This is a genomic window from Pseudomonas sp. LBUM1651 (assembly GCF_059716135.1).
Genome location: NZ_CP166805.1, coordinates 4,718,247 through 4,735,728 on the forward strand (window position 1 = coordinate 4,718,247; position 17,482 = coordinate 4,735,728).

Genomic DNA, 17,482 nt, shown 5'->3' on the forward strand with positions numbered 1-17,482 from the left:
ACCTTCTGACTGGCCTCTTGGGGCATAATCTGCCGCCGCCACTGGATTGCATCGAGCCAATAGGCTAAAAGATGCACCAGCGCAAAAACACTGCAGAAGTGTGCTGCATTTACCTGAACAACAATAGTCGCTCCCTAATTTTTGGCTGACCGGCGCGTATTTCCTGCCGTTTAGGCCCTTGAGAAAACCATTCATGAAGAAGCTGTGTTTGCTGGGCCTGTTCGTCAGCCTGGCCAGTCATACCGTATTGGCCGCCACGACGCCCGCACCTCTGGAGAACAAGGACGCTTTCATCAGCAACCTGATGAAGCAGATGACCCTCGATGAAAAGATCGGCCAGTTGCGCCTGATCAGCATCGGCCCGGAAATGCCTCGGGAGCTGATCCGCAAGGAAATCGCCGCCGGCAACATCGGCGGTACGTTCAACTCCATCACCCGCCCGGAAAACCGTCCGATGCAGGACGCGGCCATGCGCAGCCGGTTGAAGATCCCGATGTTCTTCGCCTATGACGTGATCCACGGCCATCGCACGATTTTCCCGATCCCGATTGCGCTGGCGTCGAGCTGGGACATGGACGCCATCGGCCTGTCCGGGCGCATCGCCGCCAAGGAAGCCGCGTCGGATGGCCTCGACATCACCTTCGCGCCGATGGTCGACGTCTCCCGCGACCCGCGTTGGGGCCGGACTTCCGAAGGCTTCGGCGAAGACACGTATCTGGTGTCGCGCATCGCCGGCGTCATGGTCAGAGCGTTCCAGGGCACTGGCGCGAACGCAGCCGACAGCATCATGGCCAGCGTCAAGCACTTTGCCTTGTACGGCGCGGTCGAAGGCGGTCGCGACTACAACGTCGTCGACATGAGCCCGGTCAAGATGTACCAGGACTACCTGCCGCCATACCGCGCCGCGATTGACGCCGGTGCCGGCGGGGTGATGGTTGCACTGAACTCAATCAACGGCGTGCCGGCCACCGCCAACACCTGGCTGATGAACGACCTGTTGCGCAAGGAATGGGGCTTCAAGGGCTTGGCGGTCAGCGACCACGGGGCGATTTTCGAGCTGATCAAGCACGGAGTTGCCGCTGACGGTCGCGAAGCCGCGAAGCTGGCGATCAAGGCCGGCATCGACATGAGCATGAACGACACCCTGTACGGCAAAGAGCTGCCGGGGCTGTTGAAGGCCGGCGAGATCGAACAGAAAGACATCGATAATGCCGTGCGTGAAGTGCTCGCCGCCAAGTACGACATGGGCCTGTTCAAAGACCCGTACCTGCGCATCGGCAAGGCTGAAGATGATCCGGCCGACACGAACGCCGACAGTCGCCTTCACCGCGCCGAGGCTCGCGATGTTGCGCGCCGCAGCCTGGTGTTGCTGAAGAATCAGGGCGAAACCCTGCCGCTGAAGAAAACTGCGAAAATCGCCCTGATCGGTCCGTTGGCCAAGGCACCGATCGACATGATGGGCAGTTGGGCCGCCAACGGTCGCCCTGCGCAGTCGGTGACGCTGTTCGACGGCATGACCACCGCACTCGGCGCGCAATCGACACTGATCTACGCCCGTGGCGCCAACATCACCAGTGACAAGAAGGTGCTGGATTACCTGAACTTCCTTAACTTCGACGCCCCGGAAGTGGTGGACGATCCGCGTTCGGCGCAAGTGCTGATCGACGAAGCGGTGAAAGCCGCCAAGGATGCCGATGTGGTGGTGGCAGCGGTGGGCGAGTCCCGTGGCATGTCCCACGAATCGTCGAGCCGCACCGACCTGAACATCCCGGAAAACCAGCGTGAGCTGATCCGCGCCTTGAAAGCCACCGGCAAACCGCTGGTGCTGGTGTTGATGAACGGCCGGCCGCTGTCGATTCTCCAGGAGAAGGAACAGGCTGACGCGATTCTGGAAACCTGGTTCAGCGGCACCGAAGGCGGCAACGCCATCGCCGACGTGCTGTTCGGCGACTACAACCCATCGGGCAAACTGCCGATCACTTTCCCGCGTTCGGTGGGCCAGATTCCGACCTACTACAACCACCTGAGCATTGGCCGGCCGTTCACGCCGGGCAAACCGGGCAACTACACCTCGCAGTACTTCGATGACACCACCGGGCCGCTGTTCCCGTTCGGCTTCGGTCTGAGCTACACCGATTTCAGCCTGACCGACATGGCGTTGTCATCGACCACGCTGAACAAGACCGGCAAGCTCGACGCCAGTGTCATGGTGAAAAACACCGGCAAGCGTGACGGCGAAACCGTGGTGCAGTTGTACATCCAGGACGTGACCGGTTCGATGATCCGGCCGCTGAAGGAATTGAAGAACTTCCAGAAAATCACGCTCAAGGCCGGCGAGCAGAAAGTCGTGCACTTCACCATCACCGAGGATGACCTGAAGTTCTTCAATGCTCAGCTCAAGTACGTGGCAGAACCGGGCAGGTTCAACGTGCAGATCGGCCTGGATTCCCAGGACGTGACGCAGCAGAGCTTTGAACTGCTGTAATCCTCATACGCCACTGAACCTGTGGGAGCGAGCCTGCTCGCTCCCACAATGTTTCGGGTCGCCATCAAATTTTGTGCTCGACACTGATCCCCTGTAGGAACAAAGCTTGCTCGCGATGAGGCCATAACATTCAGCATCTTCATTGAATGTAACGCCGCTATCGCGAGCAAGCTTTGCTCCTACAGGAGTATGCGGTGTGGGTGACTCTACCCCCGTCGATCCAGCAGATTCACCACCAGCCGATCCACCCATCCCCAAACCCTTTGCTTCACCCGTCGCCACAGCGGCCGGCGTTGCCATGCCTCCAGGCTCACCTCCTGGCTCAAGGCAAAGTCCCGCTCGAAACTCGCCGCCACGTCCCGCGTCAGCACAGGGTCCAATGCTTCAAGGTTGGCTTCCAGGTTGAAACGCAAATTCCAGTGATCGAAGTTGCAGGAACCAATGCTCACCCAGTCATCGACCAGCACCATTTTCAGGTGCAGGAAACACGGTTGGTATTCGAAAATCTGCACCCCGGCCTTGAGCAGTCGCGGGTAGTAGCGATGCCCGGCGTAGCGCACCGATGGGTGATCGGTGCGCGGGCCGGTCAACAACAGACGCACATCAACGCCTCGACCGGCCGCCCGGCGCAACGAGCGGCGGACTTTCCAGGTCGGCAGAAAGTACGGCGTCGCCAGCCAGATCCGGCGCTGGCCACTGTTCAACGCGCGAACCAGTGACTGCAGAATGTCGCGGTGCTGGCGGGCGTCGGCATACGCCACCCGGCCCATGCCTTCACCTGTGGACGGCACGCGCGGCAATCGCGGCAGGCCGAAATGCGAGGCAGGTTTCCAGGCGCGCCGATGACGGTTGGCGATCCATTGGCGGTCGAACAGCAACTGCCAGTCGATGACCAGCGGGCCGGTGATTTCCACCATCACTTCATGCCATTCGCTGGTGTCTTCGCCCGGCGTCCAGAACTCATCGGTGACACCGGTGCCACCCACCACTGCCATGCTCTGATCGACCAGCAACAGCTTGCGATGATCTCGATAGAAATTGCCGACCCAGCGCCGCCAGCTCAGGCGATTGTAGAAACGCAGTTCCACGCCTGCCGCCATCAGTCGCTGACGCAAGGTCAGGGTAAACGCGAGGCTGCCGTAATCATCGAACAGGCAGCGCACCCGCACGCCGCGCTCGGCGGCCTGGACCAACGCCTGCACCATGGCTTCGGCGCAGGCGCCCGCCTCCACCAGGTACAACTCCAGTTCAACCTGCTCTTCGGCACGGGCAATCGCGACCAGCATTCGCGGGAAGAACTGCGGACCGTCGATCAACAGTTCAAAGCTGTTGCCTTCACGCCACGGAAAAATCGCGCCGGCCATGTCAGCGCGCCGTGAAAATCAGTACCGCACCCACCGGCACCGACAGACTGATCGCTGACAAACCGGCGACCTTGCGCAAACTGTCCAGCCCCGGCGCCAGGTCGAAATCCGCCGCGTTGATCACCAGCGGTTCGAGGGTCACCACCTGAAAGCGCCGGTCATCGAGACGGGTCGCCAACAGCTCGGCGTTGTAGTCGTGTTGTTTACCGTGGAGGTTGACGGTCACCGGCAGGCGCAATTCGAGTTGCGCGCCGGGCGCGAGGTCGTTGATCGGACGCAAATCAATCTGCGCGGTGATCAGGGCTTCGGGGAAGGTCTGGATCTCGAACAACTCCTTGCGCATGCGTTCGTCACGCAGGGGGATGCCGCTGTTCACCGATTCCAGCTCAACTTCCACCTCAGCCAGGCCTTGGGGGCTGACCTTGCCGTGCAGCACCAAAAAGCGCTGCACCTCGGAAATGTTGGCGTTTTTGGTGCTGACAAACGACAGCCGCGAAGACTCGCCGTCCAGGTACCAATTGGCCTGGGCCGATAATGTGGCGCCGGCCAGCAACACAAAGGCCAGGGTTTTGGTAAGGGACCGCTTGAACATAAAGACCCGTGCTGAAAATAAACCTGCACGAACCTTAACCGCCCGCGAGCCAGATGCAAACTGTCCATCACTGACACCCTACCTTTGTGGCGAGGAGGCTTGCCCCCGTTCGGCTGCGAAGCAGTCGTAAAACCTGCAATCACGGGTGCAACGGGTAGAACTCATTGTCTGTTTTGGGGAGCGCTTCGCACTCCAACGGGGGCAAGCCCCCTCGCCACAAAGAGCTTCACCGCAATCAAGGTTGCAGGCGGCAGCCCTGGCGTTCACCGACCCACACCGCACTGTTGCTGCGTCCCATGCCGCTCACCGTGACACGCTTGTTCGCGACATCATCGTTAAATCCGCTGGTGGGCAGCCACTGCTTCACATAGCCACGGCAATACTCGACGTCGTTACTCATCACATACCGGCAAGAGCAATATTCCTTGGCGGTGTAGGCGCTGATGATGTCCGGGAACGCCCACAACGCCACCCGCTCCTGCCAGATCCAGCCGAGCAAGGCGATCAGCAGGATCAACCACAGTGTGCTGAACGGTCGGCGGCGGACAAAACTGCGGCGATTCATGGCTGCACCTTCCCGGCGAATGCCATGCGCGCGCGTTTGAGCAGTTCGTTGTGTCGATAGCTGCCGTCGCGATCATCGCCGTAGCGCACGATCACCAGGTGTTCGCTGGGGATCACGTACATCGCCTGGCCCCAATGGCCGAGTGCGGCGAAGGTGTCGGCGGGGGCATCGGGCCAGGGTTGTGCGGCGCCATCCGCTGCACGATTGAGCCACCAATGACCGCCCGGCACCGCCTCGTCCTGATGGGCTCGATAGCGGTCGAAAGGTTGTCGGTTGAAGGCGACCCAATCCTTGGGCAGCAATTGCCGGTCGCCCCAACGACCGTCGCGGGCCATCAGCAGGCCGACTCGCGCCAGGTCGCGCGCGGTGAGGTAGGCATACGAAGAGGCGACGAAGGTGCCCGTGGCGTCGGTTTCCCAAACGGCGTGGCGAATGCCCAAGGGCTCGAACAGCGCGGTCCATGGATAGTCGGGATACCGTGCCGGGCGGACGATGTTTTTCAGCGCGGCGGCCAGCAGATTGCTGTCGCCACTGGAATACCGAAAGGCCTGACCGGGCTGCGCATACTCGGCGTGATCGGTAGTGAATGCGGCCATGTCGTGATGACCGCGGGTGTAAAGCATCGCCACCACCGACGACTTCAACGGGGCGTATTCGTAGTCTTCCTGCCAGTCCAGGCCGGAGGCCCAGTGCAGCAGATCGGCCATGGTGATCGCCGGGTGTTTTTCCAGCGGTGGATAGAATTGCCGCACCGGGTCCTGGAGCTTGAACAGGCCTTCGCCATAGGCCACACCGAGGACCGCGGCCATGAGGCTTTTGCTGATCGACCAGGTCAGGTGCGGCGTGTCGGCAGTGGTCGGGCCGGCGTAGCGTTCGTAAATCAACTGGCCATCGCGGATCACCAGCAGGGCATCGGTGCGGATGCCTTTTCGGGTGCTGTCGTCGCGGGGTGGGAAGGCGTAGGTTTCCAGGGCTTGAATGGCCGGGCCGCTGAGGGTCGGGCCGGTGGACCATTGCTCGGCGGGCCAGTTTTCGGCGTGGGCCGTGAGGCTGAGCAGCAGCATGAACAGCAGGGGCAAGCCTTTGAACATGGTGGGGGCTCGGAGATTTGAACCTGCTGAGACTAGTCGAGATTGATGACAGTTTCGGAATTTGGGTCGTTCTTCAGGCAGACCCGATGGTTCGGCCTAGCAGCACAACATCACGCGTTTTGAACCGTCACCTGATCAACCTCACCCTCCATCCCCAACCACCAAACACTCCCCCGCTGCGGATACATCACATTAAACGCCTCACCCATCTGCGGCGTAGTAATCGAAACACTGCGCTCCCAGGCCAAAGCCAGAATCCGGTCAAACGGTTCGAACCAGGCGTGCATCGACAGATCGAACGTGCCGTTGTGAATCGGCAGTAACCAGCGGCCTTTAAGGTCGATGTGCGCTTGCAGGGTTTGCTCGGGCTGCATGTGCACATGCGGCCACTCGACGTTGTAGGCGCCGGTTTCCATCAGGGTCAGGTCGAACGGGCCGTATTGTTCGCCGATGCGTTTGAAGCCGTCGAAGTAGCCGCTGTCGCCGCTGAAGAAGATCCGAGTGTCGCCGTCGATGATCACCCACGAGGCCCACAGTGTGCTGTTGCCATCGAACAGACCGCGGCCGGAAAAGTGTTGCGACGGTGTGGCGATGAATTGGATGCCGTCGACTTCGGTTCCCTGCCACCAGTCGAGCTGGCGCACCTTGCTGGCGTCGATGCCCCACTTGATCAGGGTGTCGCCGACGCCCAGCGGGGTGAGGAAGTATTTGGCCTTGTCCCCCAGTTTGAGCACAGCTTGATAATCGAGGTGGTCGTAGTGATCGTGGGACAGGATCACCGCTTCAATTGGCGGTAATTCTTCGAGGCTGATGGGCGGCTGGTGAAAGCGCTTCGGGCCGGCCCATTGCACGGGCGAGGCGCGCTCGGCGAAAACCGGGTCGGTGATCCAGAATTTGTCCCGCAGTTTCAGCAGTACGGTGGAATGGCCGAGACGATAGACGCTGTGGTTGGGTGCGGCGATCAGCGCATCATGGGTGAGGCGTTGCACCGGGACGGCCTCGGTCGGGCGAGTGTTGCGCGGTTTGTGGAAGATCATGTTCCACATGATGCGCACCATTTTGCGAAAGCCTTCTCGTTGCACGGGTGCATGGTTTTGGAAGTGCCCTTCTGCCTGACGGGAAGCTTCAGGCGCGGAGGCGTTTGTGGAATTGGCCATGACTGAATGACTCCAGGAAACCGCACGATTGCGGTTTCAGCGGTGGGACGATAAATGGCCAAGGCACGCACGCATCAGCCGAACACTCTATTTTTGGCTGTGCAGGATTAACAAAACATTACACTGCACAGTGTAGTTTCTAGGTTGCATCAAAGCCGATCACAAGTAAACTGCTGAGTGTAATTCCTGAATTCTTCTGCCGAAGCGTACTTATGACAGCTCCACAGCGCCTGACCGACCGAAAACGCGAAGCGATCATCCAAGCGGCGATTGCCGAATTCCGTGCCAACGGTTTCGACATCACCAGCATGGACAAGATCGCCGCCACCGCTGGCGTGTCGAAGCGCACGGTGTACAACCATTTCCCCAGCAAGGAAGAGTTGTTCGCCGAAATCCTCAATCAGTTATGGGCGCGGGTGACGGCCGAACAGGAAACGGACTACCGCCCTGACCTGCCGCTGCGCGATCAGATGCACCGGATGCTGATGGCGAAAATGCAGATGTTGGCCGACGACAATTTTCTCGACCTGGCACGCGTTGCGATTGCCGCCACCATCCATTCCCCGGAGCGCGCGCAGAACATGGTCGCGCGAATGGGCGAGCGTGAAGAAGGTTTGACCGTGTGGATTCGCGCCGCTCAGGCCGATGGACGATTGAAGCCGGTCGACCCGGAGTTTGCCGCGCAACAGATCCAGGGAATGCTCAAGTCCTTTGCCTTCTGGCCACAGATTTCCATGGGGCTGCCCGGCCTTTCGCCCGAGATGCAGAGCACTGTCGTGGCGTCGGCGCTGGACATGTTCCTGGCCTGCTATCAGCTCTAGATATCAAGCACTCGCTGCGCCCTGCCACCGTTAAATGGCTTCGAAGGACACTGATTATTCCTGCTGGAATAAATGACAATGTCCGCGATTGACCGATGAACGGTAGCTCTGAATAAAACACGGCAATGTGTTTCAGAATGAATCTGGCGCAGGACATTATGGAAAACCAACGCGGCAAGGGCTTGTCATTTGCCAGACGCATTTACTTGCCCCGAACCATTGGCCTTGGCGTCGGTTGCATCAGCGTGGCCGCTGCGCTGTCTCCATTGCACATGCCGTCTTGGGTTTGGGCGTTGATGCTGGTCAACGCCTTTGTCTGGCCCCACATTGCCTATCAACTGTCGACCCGCGCGAACTTTCCGTACAAGACCGAACGCCGCAACCTGCTTTGCGATTCGCTGTGTGGCGGTTTCTGGGCGGCGACGGTTCAGTTCAACCCGCTCACCGCAGTGACCATCCTGGCGATGATGGCGATGAACAATGTCGCCACGGGCGGTCTGCGGCTGTTCATGTTGGGCACTCTGGCCCAAGCGGCGGGTGTGATGATTGCGTGGCTGTTGTTCGGCGCAACGTTCAACCCAACGACCACCCCAATACAGATTTGGGCGTGCCTGCCGATCCTCACGCTCTACCCCTGGGCGGTGGGCATGGTCTGTTATCGGCTGGCGATCAAACTGTCTGAACACAAACGCGCCTTGAGTGCCCTGAGCCGCACTGACAGTCTGACCGGCCTGCTCAACCACGGCGCCTGGAAAGACCTGCTGCAACTGCAATTCCACCACTGTCGCGAACACCAACTACCCGCCGCGATTGCCTTGATCGACATCGATCATTTCAAACCCATCAACGACACTTACGGGCACATCGTCGGTGACTCGGTGCTGCGCCAGTTGAGCGCCGAGCTCAAGCGCAACCTGCGCGAATGCGATCTGACCGGGCGCTATGGCGGTGATGAATTCTGCGTGATCCTGCCCGGCATGCCATTGCATCAGGCGCGGGATGTAATGGAACGCATACGTGAAGTGCTGCATGACTACCGGCATCAGGAAATTCCCGAACTGCGGGTCAGCCTGAGCATCGGCCTCGCCGCTTATCACCCGTCCTTCACCGATGCCATCGCCTGGCTCGATGACGCAGACAAAGCCCTCTACACCGCCAAAAACACCGGTCGCAACAAAATCTGTGTCGCCACCCGCGATACCGAGCGCAACACGGCTGTCACGCTGGCGATTTAGCCAAAGCTGCGCGGCTTGCCGGACGGTGGCGCTATAGTGGGTCTCAGTCCCAGCGCCCTGCAGAGAGCATCATGACCACCGAAACCAAAACCACCGCGCCCGTCGATCACTTGCGTTTCCACCGTCCTCACGCTCACCTGGCGCCGACCTTCGGCACTGACAAGTTTGCCCTGCGCGCCGAGGCCTTTGCGCGGTTCTTCGGTACGCCGACTTTTCTCGGTGCGCAGACGCTGATCGTGGTGCTGTGGGTGTGCCTCAACGTGTTCGGTGTGGCGCACTTTGACCTGTACCCGTTCATCCTCCTTAACCTTGCGTTCAGCCTGCAATCGGCCTACGCCGCGCCGCTGATTCTGCTGGCCCAGACTCGGCAGGCGGCGCGGGACAAAGCGCAATCCGAGGCCGACGCGCAGCACCGCGAAGCGCTGGCCGTGGCCAACAGTGAACGTCAGGCACAAGCGGCGCAGAACTCCGCGCAACTGCTCGAACTGCTCGAGCAAAACACCCGCCTCACCGAGATGACCAAAGCCCTCACTGAACGCATCGAAAGCCTGACGTCGGAAATGCACCAGCATTTCGTGCGCAAGGTCTGACATTGCTCAAGGCAATTTCAACGCCCGCCCCAACTCATCAAACAACGTCACCACCGAACGCAAGGCACGACAGTCGGGCCGGGTCAGCAACCACAGCGCGGTGTCGTAACCGTGCAGCGGCTCGCTCAACGGCTGCAGCCCGTCACCGATCAGAAAGTCCGGCAGTGCCGCGACACCGAGCCCCGCCCGCGTCAGTTCAGTCACCGACAACATGCTGTTGCAGCGATAACCCGGTGTGACGCCGGGCAACTGCTGGCGGCGCCATGCGACGGTGGGGTGATCGGGGAGGAAGTCGTCCGGGGCGATCCAGGTGAGCGAGGCCAGGTCTTCGGCATTGACCGATTTCAGATACGCCGTGCTCGCACAGACTCGGTATGAAACCTGCGCCAGACACCGGCCAACCAAATGCTCGGGCGGCGTTCGAGTCATGCGCAAGGCGATGTCCGCATCCCGGCGGCTGAGGTTGGCGAAGTCGTTGGACGTGCTCAACTCGATCGTCAGCGCTGGATAACCGGGCATGAATTGCGCGAGCGCCGGCACCAACAAACCTTGCAGGACCGAATCGGTGCAGGTCAGGCGCACGGTGCCGCTGATGACTTCACCGCCCTGCTCCACGCCGATGCGCGCGGCCTCCAGCGCTTGTTCGGCGCGCTCGGCCTGTTCGACCAAGGTCTGCGCCAGGCTGGTCGGCAAATAGCCGGCGCGGCTCTTTTCGAACAGTTGCTGACCCAGTGCGGCTTCCAGTCGGCGCACGGCGCGAAACACGGTCGAGACGTCAACTTTCAACAACGCCGAAGCCCGGGCCAACGAGCCGCCGCGCACCAGAGCGAGGATCAGGGACAGGTCGGGGTAATCCAGTCTATAGTGCGCGGTTGCATTGATCACTTGGGATAACGCCAATATTGAGTGCGTGAACGCCGATCTATAGTGGGCTCCAGGAATCAACAAGCGTCGAGAGCACTCATGGAAAACACCGTCATCCGCATCGCCCTGATCGGCGATTACGACCCGCAAGTCACCGCCCACCAGGCGATTCCCATCGCCCTCGGCATGGCAGCCGAACATGCAGGCCTGGACGTACAGTTCCAGTGGTTGGCCACCGATCGCATCGACAACGACACACCGCTGAAAGACTTCGATGGCTTCTGGTGTGTGCCAGCCAGTCCCTACCGCAATGAGGACGGTGCGTTGCGAGCGATCCGCTTTGCCCGCGAACAACAGCGACCTTTCCTCGGCACGTGTGGCGGTTTTCAGCACGCGGTACTCGAATACGCCCGTAACGTTCTGGGGTGGGGAGATGCCGAGCACGGCGAGACCTCACCCGATGCAACGCGAGCGCTGCTCACGCCATTGACCTGTTCGCTGGTGGAAGCCGTCGACAGCATTCATCTGGTTGAAGGTTCGTTGATCGCCAAGGCGTACGAAAGCGCCGAGATTCGCGAAGGCTATCGCTGCCGTTACGGTGTGAATCCCGACTTTGAACGGGATCTGCTGAGCCAGGAATTACTCGCTGTGGGGCACGATTCGACGGGGGAACTGCGGGCAGTGGAATTGCGTGGGCATCCGTTTTTTGTTGCCACGCTGTTTCAACCGGAACGTGCTGCGCTCCAAGGTCTGTTGCCGCCGCTGGTCAGTGCGTTGATCGAAGCGTGTGTGAGGCAGAAATCATGATGGCCCAGACGCCGGAACCGCCTTACTACGCGGTGATCTTTACTTCGCTGCGCACCGACGGTGATCAGGGTTACGCCGAAGCCGCCGAGCGCATGGTTGAACTGGCGCGCGAGCAGCCGGGGTTTCTGGGCGTGGAATCGGCGCGGGGTGAGGATGGGCTCGGGATCACGGTGTCCTATTGGGCCAGTGAGGCAGCGATTCTGGCGTGGAAACATCATCCCGAGCACAGCGCGATTCGTGAGCGTGGGCGCTCGACCTGGTATGCGGCGTGTCATACGCGGGTGTGCAGGGTTGAGCGAGCCTATGGGTTTAAGCAGTAACAGTTGCGGTGTCCTTTAGGCCGCCATCGCGAGCAGGCTCTCTCCCACAGGGAATATGAGTCGTTCACAAAACCTGTGGGAGCGAGCCTGCTCGCGATGAGGCCAGAACAAACACCGCAAAACTCAACTCTGCACTAGACTGCGCACCGCCGAAATCTCCGGCACTTCCCGCCGATTCATATACACCCGCAACGGCTCGGTAATGTTGATCCGGTCATCAATGTTCTGATCCAGCAACAACTGAATCAACTCGCGCTTAAGCGTCATGCCCTGCTCCGGCCCCGGCGCCCAGACAAATTCACTCGCCGGAATAATGCCGTCATCGGCTACGTCCATGCCGAAGGAATCTTCGCTGAAACGCACGATGTACTGGCCGGTCTTGCGATTGAGACCGACGAAGCCTTTGAGTTGGTCGGCGGCCTGGCAGATGAGTTCGGAAGTGATGCGCATATAAACCTCACAAATGTGATCGATGGTTTACACGCCGGGCAAGATGAAGGGCGTTCCCTCTGCCGGGGAAACTGCCGGAGCCAAGAGTACTGCAAAGAACCGCACAAAAGCGCTGAAAAAATCTGCTTTAAACACGTTTATGTCGGTCTCGCGATAGCGCAAGCGGCGCTCAGTTGTTAAAAGAGACGTCTTTGAAAACTCTCTGCGAAAGGATCTCGACCATGCCTGTTACTTTCACCAAGAGCTCCCTGCTGCTGAGCGTGTTGCTCGGTCTCGGCCAGGCGCAGGCCGCCAGCGAGCCAAGCCCTACCTCACTGGCAACCCGTTCGGGTATCCCGCACCCGGCAGTGATCGCCCACCGTGGTGCGTCTTTCGATGCACCGGAATCCACCGCCGCCGCTTACAAACTGGCGCGCGACCTGGGCGCCGACTACCTCGAACTGGACCTGCAACGCAGCAAGGACGGCGTGCTGTTTGCCCTGCACGACAACAACCTGCAACGCACCACCGACGTCGCCAGCAAATTCCCTGAGCGCAAGGACAGCCCGGCCAACGCGTTCACGATCGCCGAACTGAAAACCCTCGATGCCGGCAGCTGGTTCAACAGCGCTTACCCGGATCGCGCACGTCCTGCTTACGCGGGTCTGAAAATCCTGACCCTCGACGAGATCATCGACATTGCCCAGGGTAATCCGCTGCACAAGCCCGGCTTGTACATCGAAACCAAAGAACCCAAGCAATTCCCCGGCATCGAAAGCGACCTCAAGGATAAATTGCAGGATCGCGGCTGGCTGAGTCCGGCCGGCTCCAAACTGGCGAAAAGCAATCTGGCGGTCGGCCAGGGCAAAGGCAAGGTGGTGCTGCAAACGTTCGAGAAGAGCAGCCTCGAACTGCTGGAAAAAGAAATGCCGCAGGTGCCGAAGATTCTGTTGCTGTGGGTCGGCGAAGGCAGCATCGAGCCCAAGTCCAAGGTGACGTTCGCCGAGTCCGGCGACAAGGACAAAGCCACGTACTACGCCAAGCAGGAACCGAAGGACAAAGCCGAATTCCAGCAATGGGTCGAGTACGCCAAGGCCCAGGGCGCCATCGGCACCGGGCCTTCTGCCGCGCTGACCAAGGGCGGCGATCAGAGCTATTCGGACCTGGTGAAACCGTGGATGAACCAGTACACCCACGATCAGGGTTTGTTGGTGCACGTCTACACCGTCGATGATGCGGTGGATTACCAGAAAGTCATGGACGCCGGGGTCGACGGTATTTTCACCAACCGTGCCAGCGAACTGTTGAAGTTCTACAAACGCCCGGCGGCGGGCACGGTTGCGCAGTTGCTGACAAACAACGGTTATTGATCCAAGACCGAGGCGACGCCATCGCGGGCAAGTCGGATCGCCGCACCGCTCGCTCCTACAGGATTACGTCGATCACAAATTGTGTGATCAACCCAGAACTTGTAGGAGCGAGCGGTGCGGCGATCCGACTTGCCCGCGAAGCTTTTTACAAACAACGCGTTTATAGGAATTAAGCGTGAATTAAGTTGCCACAGTTAATCTGGCCCCACTTAAACGGCTCACCCAAGGAAAGAACCTCATGAAGACTTTGACTGCCCTGTTCACCGCTGCCGCCCTGACCCTCACCGCTGGCCTGGCTCAGGCGGATGATGTTCCCGTCGATCAGATCCCGCAGTTGGTCAAAGATAAAAAGATCAAGCCACTGGAAGAACTGAACCAGATCGTACTGAAGTTGCACCCGGGTGCCACGATCACCGACAGCGACCTGGACAACCACTTCAACGGCTACGAGTACGAGGTTGAACTCAAAGACGCCAAAGGCGTTGAATGGGACGTTGACCTGAACGCCGCCACCGGCGAAGTCCTGAAGAACAAACAAGACGACTGATGCCCACACAAAAAAGCCGCACGATTTTCGGATCGTGCGGCTTTTTTTGCGTTCCGGTGACGCCTTACGCGCTCAAACGCGCTGTCACTTCATTCAACTGCCCCGACAATCCATGCAGGTTGTGACTGGCCGCTTCGGTGCGTTGCACGTTGTCCAGGTTGGTGCTGGCGATGCTGGTGATCTCGGTGAGGTTGCGCGAGATGTCTTCGGCGACCGAGGTCTGCTCTTCGGCCGCGGTGGCGATCTGGCGGTTCATGTCGCGGATGGCTTCCACGGCGTAGGTGATGCGCTCCAGCATCGCACCGGCCTCGGTCACTTGCTGAACGCTTTCTTCACTGCGCGACTGACCGCTTTCTATCGCCTGGGCCGCGTCCACTGCACCGGTTTGCACAGTCTGGATGATCTGATTGATCTCGATGATCGACGCCGCCGTGCGCTGGGCCAGGCTGCGCACTTCGTCGGCCACCACCGCGAAACCGCGCCCGGCTTCACCGGCACGGGCGGCTTCGATGGCGGCGTTGAGCGCCAGCAAATTGGTCTGTTCGGCGATGCCGCGAATCACTTCCAGCACCTTGCCGATGCGGCCGCTGTCGGTTTCCAGCTGTCGAATGACCGTCGCGGTGTTGGCAATTTCACCGCGCATGCGGGTGATGGTGTGGATAGTGCCCTGCATGACTTTTTCGCCTTGCTGGGCGGACTGGTCGGCGTCATCCGCCGCACGCGCGGCATCGGCGGCGTGGCGCGCGACTTCCTGCGCGGTGGCGGACATTTCGTTCATCGCCGTGGCGACCTGATCGGTGCGGTTGAACTGCTCGTTGGTGCCGCTGGCCATGAGGCCGGCGATCGCTTTCAGCTCACCGCTGGCGCCGTCCAGATCCTTGGCACTGACCTGCAAGCGGCTGAAGGTGTCGGCGAGGAAATCGCGCAGCGTGTTGGCCGCGATCGCCAGTTTGCCCAGCTCATCCTGTCGGGTGCTGGTCACGCGTTCGGCAAACTTGCCCTGACTGAGTTGCGCCACGTAGTCGATCAGCTTGCGAATCGGCTCGACCAGGTTGCGGTTGACCAGCCACAAGCTCAACAGGCCGATCAACAGACCCGAAGCGAGCATCACAATGATGCCCAGCAACACCGTGCGATCGGCGCTGGCGCTGATCAGCTTCGATTGTTCGGTACCCTGCTTGCGCAATTCACTGACCAGTTCGCTCATCTGATCACTGGTCGCCCGGTCTACGCCCTTCACCGCGGTGTCGCCCGCGGTTGGATCGGCGCCGGCCGCCACGTAGGCATCGCGGCCCTTCTGGTACGCCGCGCCCAACAAGCGGTGTTCGTCACGCAGGCGTTCGATGCGGGTCTTGAGTTGCGGTTCGATGCCTTTCTGCCCGGCCAGTTCGCCGAGGATGCCCTGCACCTCGCGCTGACGGTCTTCGAACTGCTTCCAGTACTTTTCCAGGTCCGCCGGTTGCTTGCCGCGCAGCAGGACGTTTTTCCATTCCTGGACCTGCACCTTGAATTGCAGGTTGGCTTCATCGATCAATTGCGAGGTGTGCAGCGGCCCTTCGATCAGATTCGCGTAGCTTTGAACGCCGCTGGAGAGAAAGTGAAAGCAGGCCAGAGCGATCAACAGCATCGCAAACAGGCTGCCGCTCAGCAGGGCGAGAATTTGCGCTCTCAAGGACTTTTGCAAAAACATCGGAAGGTACTCGTGACAGGAATGAGGCACGCCCGGGGTGAGGCGTGAAAGTAGTCCGAACATCCCTGTCTGCGGCGTTGGCCGGTGGCCGAAGGCGCGCAACGTAACCTAAGCGTGATCGGCGTGCCAGAGCGCTTCTTGAAGAGAATCCGACCACCGGCAAAGCAAACGTTTGCGTTACTCAACCGTCACAAAAATGTCATCACGCCTTGCAATGATGCGGCCTGTAGGAGCGAGCTTGCTCCGGGCGGCGTTCCGACGATGGTCGTTAACGAAAACGCGGCGTAGCAGGATGAACGCGGTGCCCTTGCGTTCATCGCGAGCAAGCTCGCTCCTACGAGAGACAAAGCCCCCCTTGCGAGACCTCATGAACCACAGCATCGACCAAAGCCATCGCGACCCGGACCTGTTCGGTCTGCTGTACGGTTTCAGTTTTCGCCCCGGCGAACGCGGCCGCGAGATCGATTCCGCCATGGCGCTGCGGTGTCTGCAGCAACCGGGCGACAGCGATGAGTTTCTCTGGCTGCACCTGAACCTCGCCCACGCCGCGTGCGAGCGCTGGATGAAAAATCATCTGGAATTGCCCGACGAATTTTTCGAAGCCTTGCATGAAGGTTCGCGTTCCACGCGCATCGAGCATGTCGATTCGGCACTGCTGGCGGTGGTCAACGACGTGGTGTTCAACCTCAGCAGCATGGTCTCCTCGGATGTGTCGACGCTGTGGGTGTGCGCCCGCAGCCGCCTGATCATCAGCGCGCGCCTGCAACCGCTGCACTCGGTGGACAAGTTGCGTTCGTCGGTGAAGGCCGGTGAATGCTTTCGCTCGCCGCTGGAGTTGCTGGTGCATTTGCTGCGCGACCAGGGCGAGGTGCTGACGCAGATCGTGCGCAAGACCAGCCTCAGTGTCGATCAGATCGAAGATGAGTTGCTGTCCTCGCGACTGTCGACCAACCGCGCAGAACTGGGTGCCAATCGCCGGGTGCTGGTGCGTCTGCAACGGCTGCTGGCGCTGGAGCCGGGCTCGTTGCTGCGCCTGCTCAATCGTCCGCCGCAATGGTTGCAGAAAGAGGACGTGAAGGAGCTGCGCAAATCCACCGAGGAGTTTGCGCTGATCATCAACGACCTGACGGCGTTGGGTGAGCGGATCAAGCTGTTGCAGGAAGAGATTGCCGCCAACCTCAACGAGCAGAGCAACCGCACGCTGTTTACCCTGACGGTGGTGACGGTGCTGGCGTTGCCGATCAACATCATTGCCGGTTTCTTTGGCATGAACGTGGGTGGCGTGCCGCTATCCCAGGATCCGGAGGGGTTCTGGATTCTGGTGGCGCTGGTTGCGACGTTTACCGTGATTGCGGGGCGGTGGGCGTTCCGTAAGCGGCAGGATTATTGAGCGCGACTGAAGACCTGCGCGAATCCCTGTGGCGAGGGGGTTTAGCGAAACGTCGCACCGCCCCGTTGGGTTGCGAAGCGACCCAAATCCTGCCAATCAGTTTTCTTCTGACACACCGCGAGTACCGGTTTTACGACTGCTTCGCAGCCGAACGGGGCGGTGCGA

The 17,482-nt window shown here is 60.2% G+C and carries 17 protein-coding genes; 9 read left to right on the top strand and 8 right to left on the bottom strand.

The features are described 5' to 3' along the window. Positions 1–193: 193 nt before the first annotated feature. Positions 194–2,485, top strand: a complete 2,292-nt coding sequence (gene bglX, locus ACA066_RS22100; protein ID WP_497696634.1) for a beta-glucosidase BglX — start codon at positions 194–196, stop codon at positions 2,483–2,485. Positions 2,486–2,691: 206 nt separating this feature from the next. Here bglX and ACA066_RS22105 read toward each other — a convergent pair whose 3' ends face one another. The 5 genes from ACA066_RS22105 to ACA066_RS22125 form a co-directional block, all read right to left on the bottom strand. Further along, positions 2,692–3,849, bottom strand: coding sequence for a phospholipase D-like domain-containing protein (locus tag ACA066_RS22105; protein ID WP_497696635.1), 1,158 nt, complete (start codon positions 3,847–3,849; stop codon positions 2,692–2,694). 1 nt (position 3,850) lies between these two features. Then, positions 3,851–4,441 carry a YceI family protein gene (locus ACA066_RS22110; RefSeq protein WP_497696636.1) on the bottom strand — a complete coding sequence of 197 codons (591 nt, stop codon included), beginning with the start codon at positions 4,439–4,441 and terminating at the stop codon, positions 3,851–3,853. A gap of 235 nt (positions 4,442–4,676) precedes the next feature. Beyond that, positions 4,677–5,006: an amidase gene (locus tag ACA066_RS22115; RefSeq protein WP_497696637.1), complete on the bottom strand. Its 330-nt coding sequence runs from the start codon at positions 5,004–5,006 to the stop codon at positions 4,677–4,679. After that, positions 5,003–6,097 carry a serine hydrolase domain-containing protein gene (locus tag ACA066_RS22120; protein WP_497696638.1) on the bottom strand — a complete coding sequence of 365 codons (1,095 nt, stop codon included), beginning with the start codon at positions 6,095–6,097 and terminating at the stop codon, positions 5,003–5,005. Before ACA066_RS22120 ends, ACA066_RS22115 begins: the two co-directional genes overlap by 4 nt. Before the next feature lie 110 nt (positions 6,098–6,207). Further along, positions 6,208–7,254: an MBL fold metallo-hydrolase gene (locus tag ACA066_RS22125; RefSeq protein WP_497696639.1), complete on the bottom strand. Its 1,047-nt coding sequence runs from the start codon at positions 7,252–7,254 to the stop codon at positions 6,208–6,210. A 212-nt stretch (positions 7,255–7,466) separates the two neighbouring features. On the opposite strand from ACA066_RS22125, the gene ACA066_RS22130 reads away from it, so the two are divergent. The 3 genes from ACA066_RS22130 (at position 7,467) to ACA066_RS22140 (ending at position 9,900) form a co-directional block, all read left to right on the top strand. Beyond that, entirely contained in the window at positions 7,467–8,075 is a 609-nt protein-coding gene (locus ACA066_RS22130; RefSeq protein WP_497696640.1) for a TetR/AcrR family transcriptional regulator, read from the top strand. Positions 8,076–8,233: 158 nt separating this feature from the next. Continuing rightward, on the top strand, positions 8,234–9,310 hold the full coding sequence (locus tag ACA066_RS22135; protein ID WP_497699936.1) for a diguanylate cyclase: 1,077 nt from the start codon (positions 8,234–8,236) through the stop codon (positions 9,308–9,310). A gap of 71 nt (positions 9,311–9,381) precedes the next feature. Further along, positions 9,382–9,900, top strand: a complete 519-nt coding sequence (locus ACA066_RS22140) for a DUF1003 domain-containing protein (RefSeq protein WP_497696641.1) — start codon at positions 9,382–9,384, stop codon at positions 9,898–9,900. Positions 9,901–9,906: 6 nt separating this feature from the next. Here the strand turns inward: ACA066_RS22140 and ACA066_RS22145 are convergent, their stop codons facing one another. Beyond that, the gene (locus tag ACA066_RS22145; protein ID WP_497696642.1) at positions 9,907–10,848 is read right to left on the bottom strand and encodes a LysR family transcriptional regulator; all 942 of its coding nucleotides are present in this window, start codon (positions 10,846–10,848) and stop codon (positions 9,907–9,909) included. Between the two features lie 15 nt (positions 10,849–10,863). Between ACA066_RS22145 and ACA066_RS22150 the strand changes: the two genes are divergently transcribed. Continuing rightward, entirely contained in the window at positions 10,864–11,571 is a 708-nt protein-coding gene (locus ACA066_RS22150) for a CTP synthase C-terminal region-related (seleno)protein (protein WP_497696643.1), read from the top strand. Then, complete coding sequence (locus ACA066_RS22155) at positions 11,568–11,891, top strand: antibiotic biosynthesis monooxygenase family protein (protein WP_497696644.1); 324 nt, start codon at positions 11,568–11,570, stop codon at positions 11,889–11,891. The genes ACA066_RS22150 and ACA066_RS22155 overlap by 4 nt, the downstream gene beginning before the upstream one ends. Positions 11,892–12,014: 123 nt before the next feature. Here the strand turns inward: ACA066_RS22155 and ACA066_RS22160 are convergent, their stop codons facing one another. Further along, on the bottom strand, positions 12,015–12,341 hold the full coding sequence (locus tag ACA066_RS22160) for a DUF2025 family protein (RefSeq protein WP_497696645.1): 327 nt from the start codon (positions 12,339–12,341) through the stop codon (positions 12,015–12,017). Positions 12,342–12,562: 221 nt separating this feature from the next. Between ACA066_RS22160 and ACA066_RS22165 the strand changes: the two genes are divergently transcribed. Both ACA066_RS22165 and ACA066_RS22170 read left to right on the top strand, forming a co-directional pair. Beyond that, positions 12,563–13,690 (top strand): glycerophosphodiester phosphodiesterase, encoded by a 1,128-nt coding sequence (locus ACA066_RS22165; RefSeq protein ID WP_497696646.1) that lies wholly within the window; start codon positions 12,563–12,565, stop codon positions 13,688–13,690. 238 nt (positions 13,691–13,928) lie between these two features. Next, complete coding sequence (locus ACA066_RS22170; protein ID WP_314531824.1) at positions 13,929–14,237, top strand: PepSY domain-containing protein; 309 nt, start codon at positions 13,929–13,931, stop codon at positions 14,235–14,237. A gap of 64 nt (positions 14,238–14,301) precedes the next feature. Here the strand turns inward: ACA066_RS22170 and ACA066_RS22175 are convergent, their stop codons facing one another. Further along, entirely contained in the window at positions 14,302–15,927 is a 1,626-nt protein-coding gene (locus ACA066_RS22175; protein WP_497696647.1) for a methyl-accepting chemotaxis protein, read from the bottom strand. Positions 15,928–16,294: 367 nt separating this feature from the next. Between ACA066_RS22175 and ACA066_RS22180 the strand changes: the two genes are divergently transcribed. Beyond that, on the top strand, positions 16,295–17,317 hold the full coding sequence (locus ACA066_RS22180; protein WP_497696648.1) for a transporter: 1,023 nt from the start codon (positions 16,295–16,297) through the stop codon (positions 17,315–17,317). Positions 17,318–17,482: the final 165 nt, after the last annotated feature.

Bases quoted from the DNA above. Each gene is read 5' to 3' on its own strand.
- bglX (WP_497696634.1), top strand. From the start codon at position 194: ATGAAGAAGCTGTGTTTGCTGGGCCTGTTCGTCAGCCTGGCCAGTCAT.
- ACA066_RS22105 (WP_497696635.1), bottom strand. From the start codon at position 3,849: ATGGCCGGCGCGATTTTTCCGTGGCGTGAAGGCAACAGCTTTGAACTG.
- ACA066_RS22110 (WP_497696636.1), bottom strand. From the start codon at position 4,441: ATGTTCAAGCGGTCCCTTACCAAAACCCTGGCCTTTGTGTTGCTGGCC.
- ACA066_RS22115 (WP_497696637.1), bottom strand. From the start codon at position 5,006: ATGAATCGCCGCAGTTTTGTCCGCCGCCGACCGTTCAGCACACTGTGG.
- ACA066_RS22120 (WP_497696638.1), bottom strand. From the start codon at position 6,097: ATGTTCAAAGGCTTGCCCCTGCTGTTCATGCTGCTGCTCAGCCTCACG.
- ACA066_RS22125 (WP_497696639.1), bottom strand. From the start codon at position 7,254: ATGGCCAATTCCACAAACGCCTCCGCGCCTGAAGCTTCCCGTCAGGCA.
- ACA066_RS22130 (WP_497696640.1), top strand. From the start codon at position 7,467: ATGACAGCTCCACAGCGCCTGACCGACCGAAAACGCGAAGCGATCATC.
- ACA066_RS22135 (WP_497699936.1), top strand. From the start codon at position 8,234: ATGGAAAACCAACGCGGCAAGGGCTTGTCATTTGCCAGACGCATTTAC.
- ACA066_RS22140 (WP_497696641.1), top strand. From the start codon at position 9,382: ATGACCACCGAAACCAAAACCACCGCGCCCGTCGATCACTTGCGTTTC.
- ACA066_RS22150 (WP_497696643.1), top strand. From the start codon at position 10,864: ATGGAAAACACCGTCATCCGCATCGCCCTGATCGGCGATTACGACCCG.
- ACA066_RS22155 (WP_497696644.1), top strand. From the start codon at position 11,568: ATGATGGCCCAGACGCCGGAACCGCCTTACTACGCGGTGATCTTTACT.
- ACA066_RS22160 (WP_497696645.1), bottom strand. From the start codon at position 12,341: ATGCGCATCACTTCCGAACTCATCTGCCAGGCCGCCGACCAACTCAAA.
- ACA066_RS22165 (WP_497696646.1), top strand. From the start codon at position 12,563: ATGCCTGTTACTTTCACCAAGAGCTCCCTGCTGCTGAGCGTGTTGCTC.
- ACA066_RS22170 (WP_314531824.1), top strand. From the start codon at position 13,929: ATGAAGACTTTGACTGCCCTGTTCACCGCTGCCGCCCTGACCCTCACC.
- ACA066_RS22175 (WP_497696647.1), bottom strand. From the start codon at position 15,927: ATGTTTTTGCAAAAGTCCTTGAGAGCGCAAATTCTCGCCCTGCTGAGC.
- ACA066_RS22180 (WP_497696648.1), top strand. From the start codon at position 16,295: ATGAACCACAGCATCGACCAAAGCCATCGCGACCCGGACCTGTTCGGT.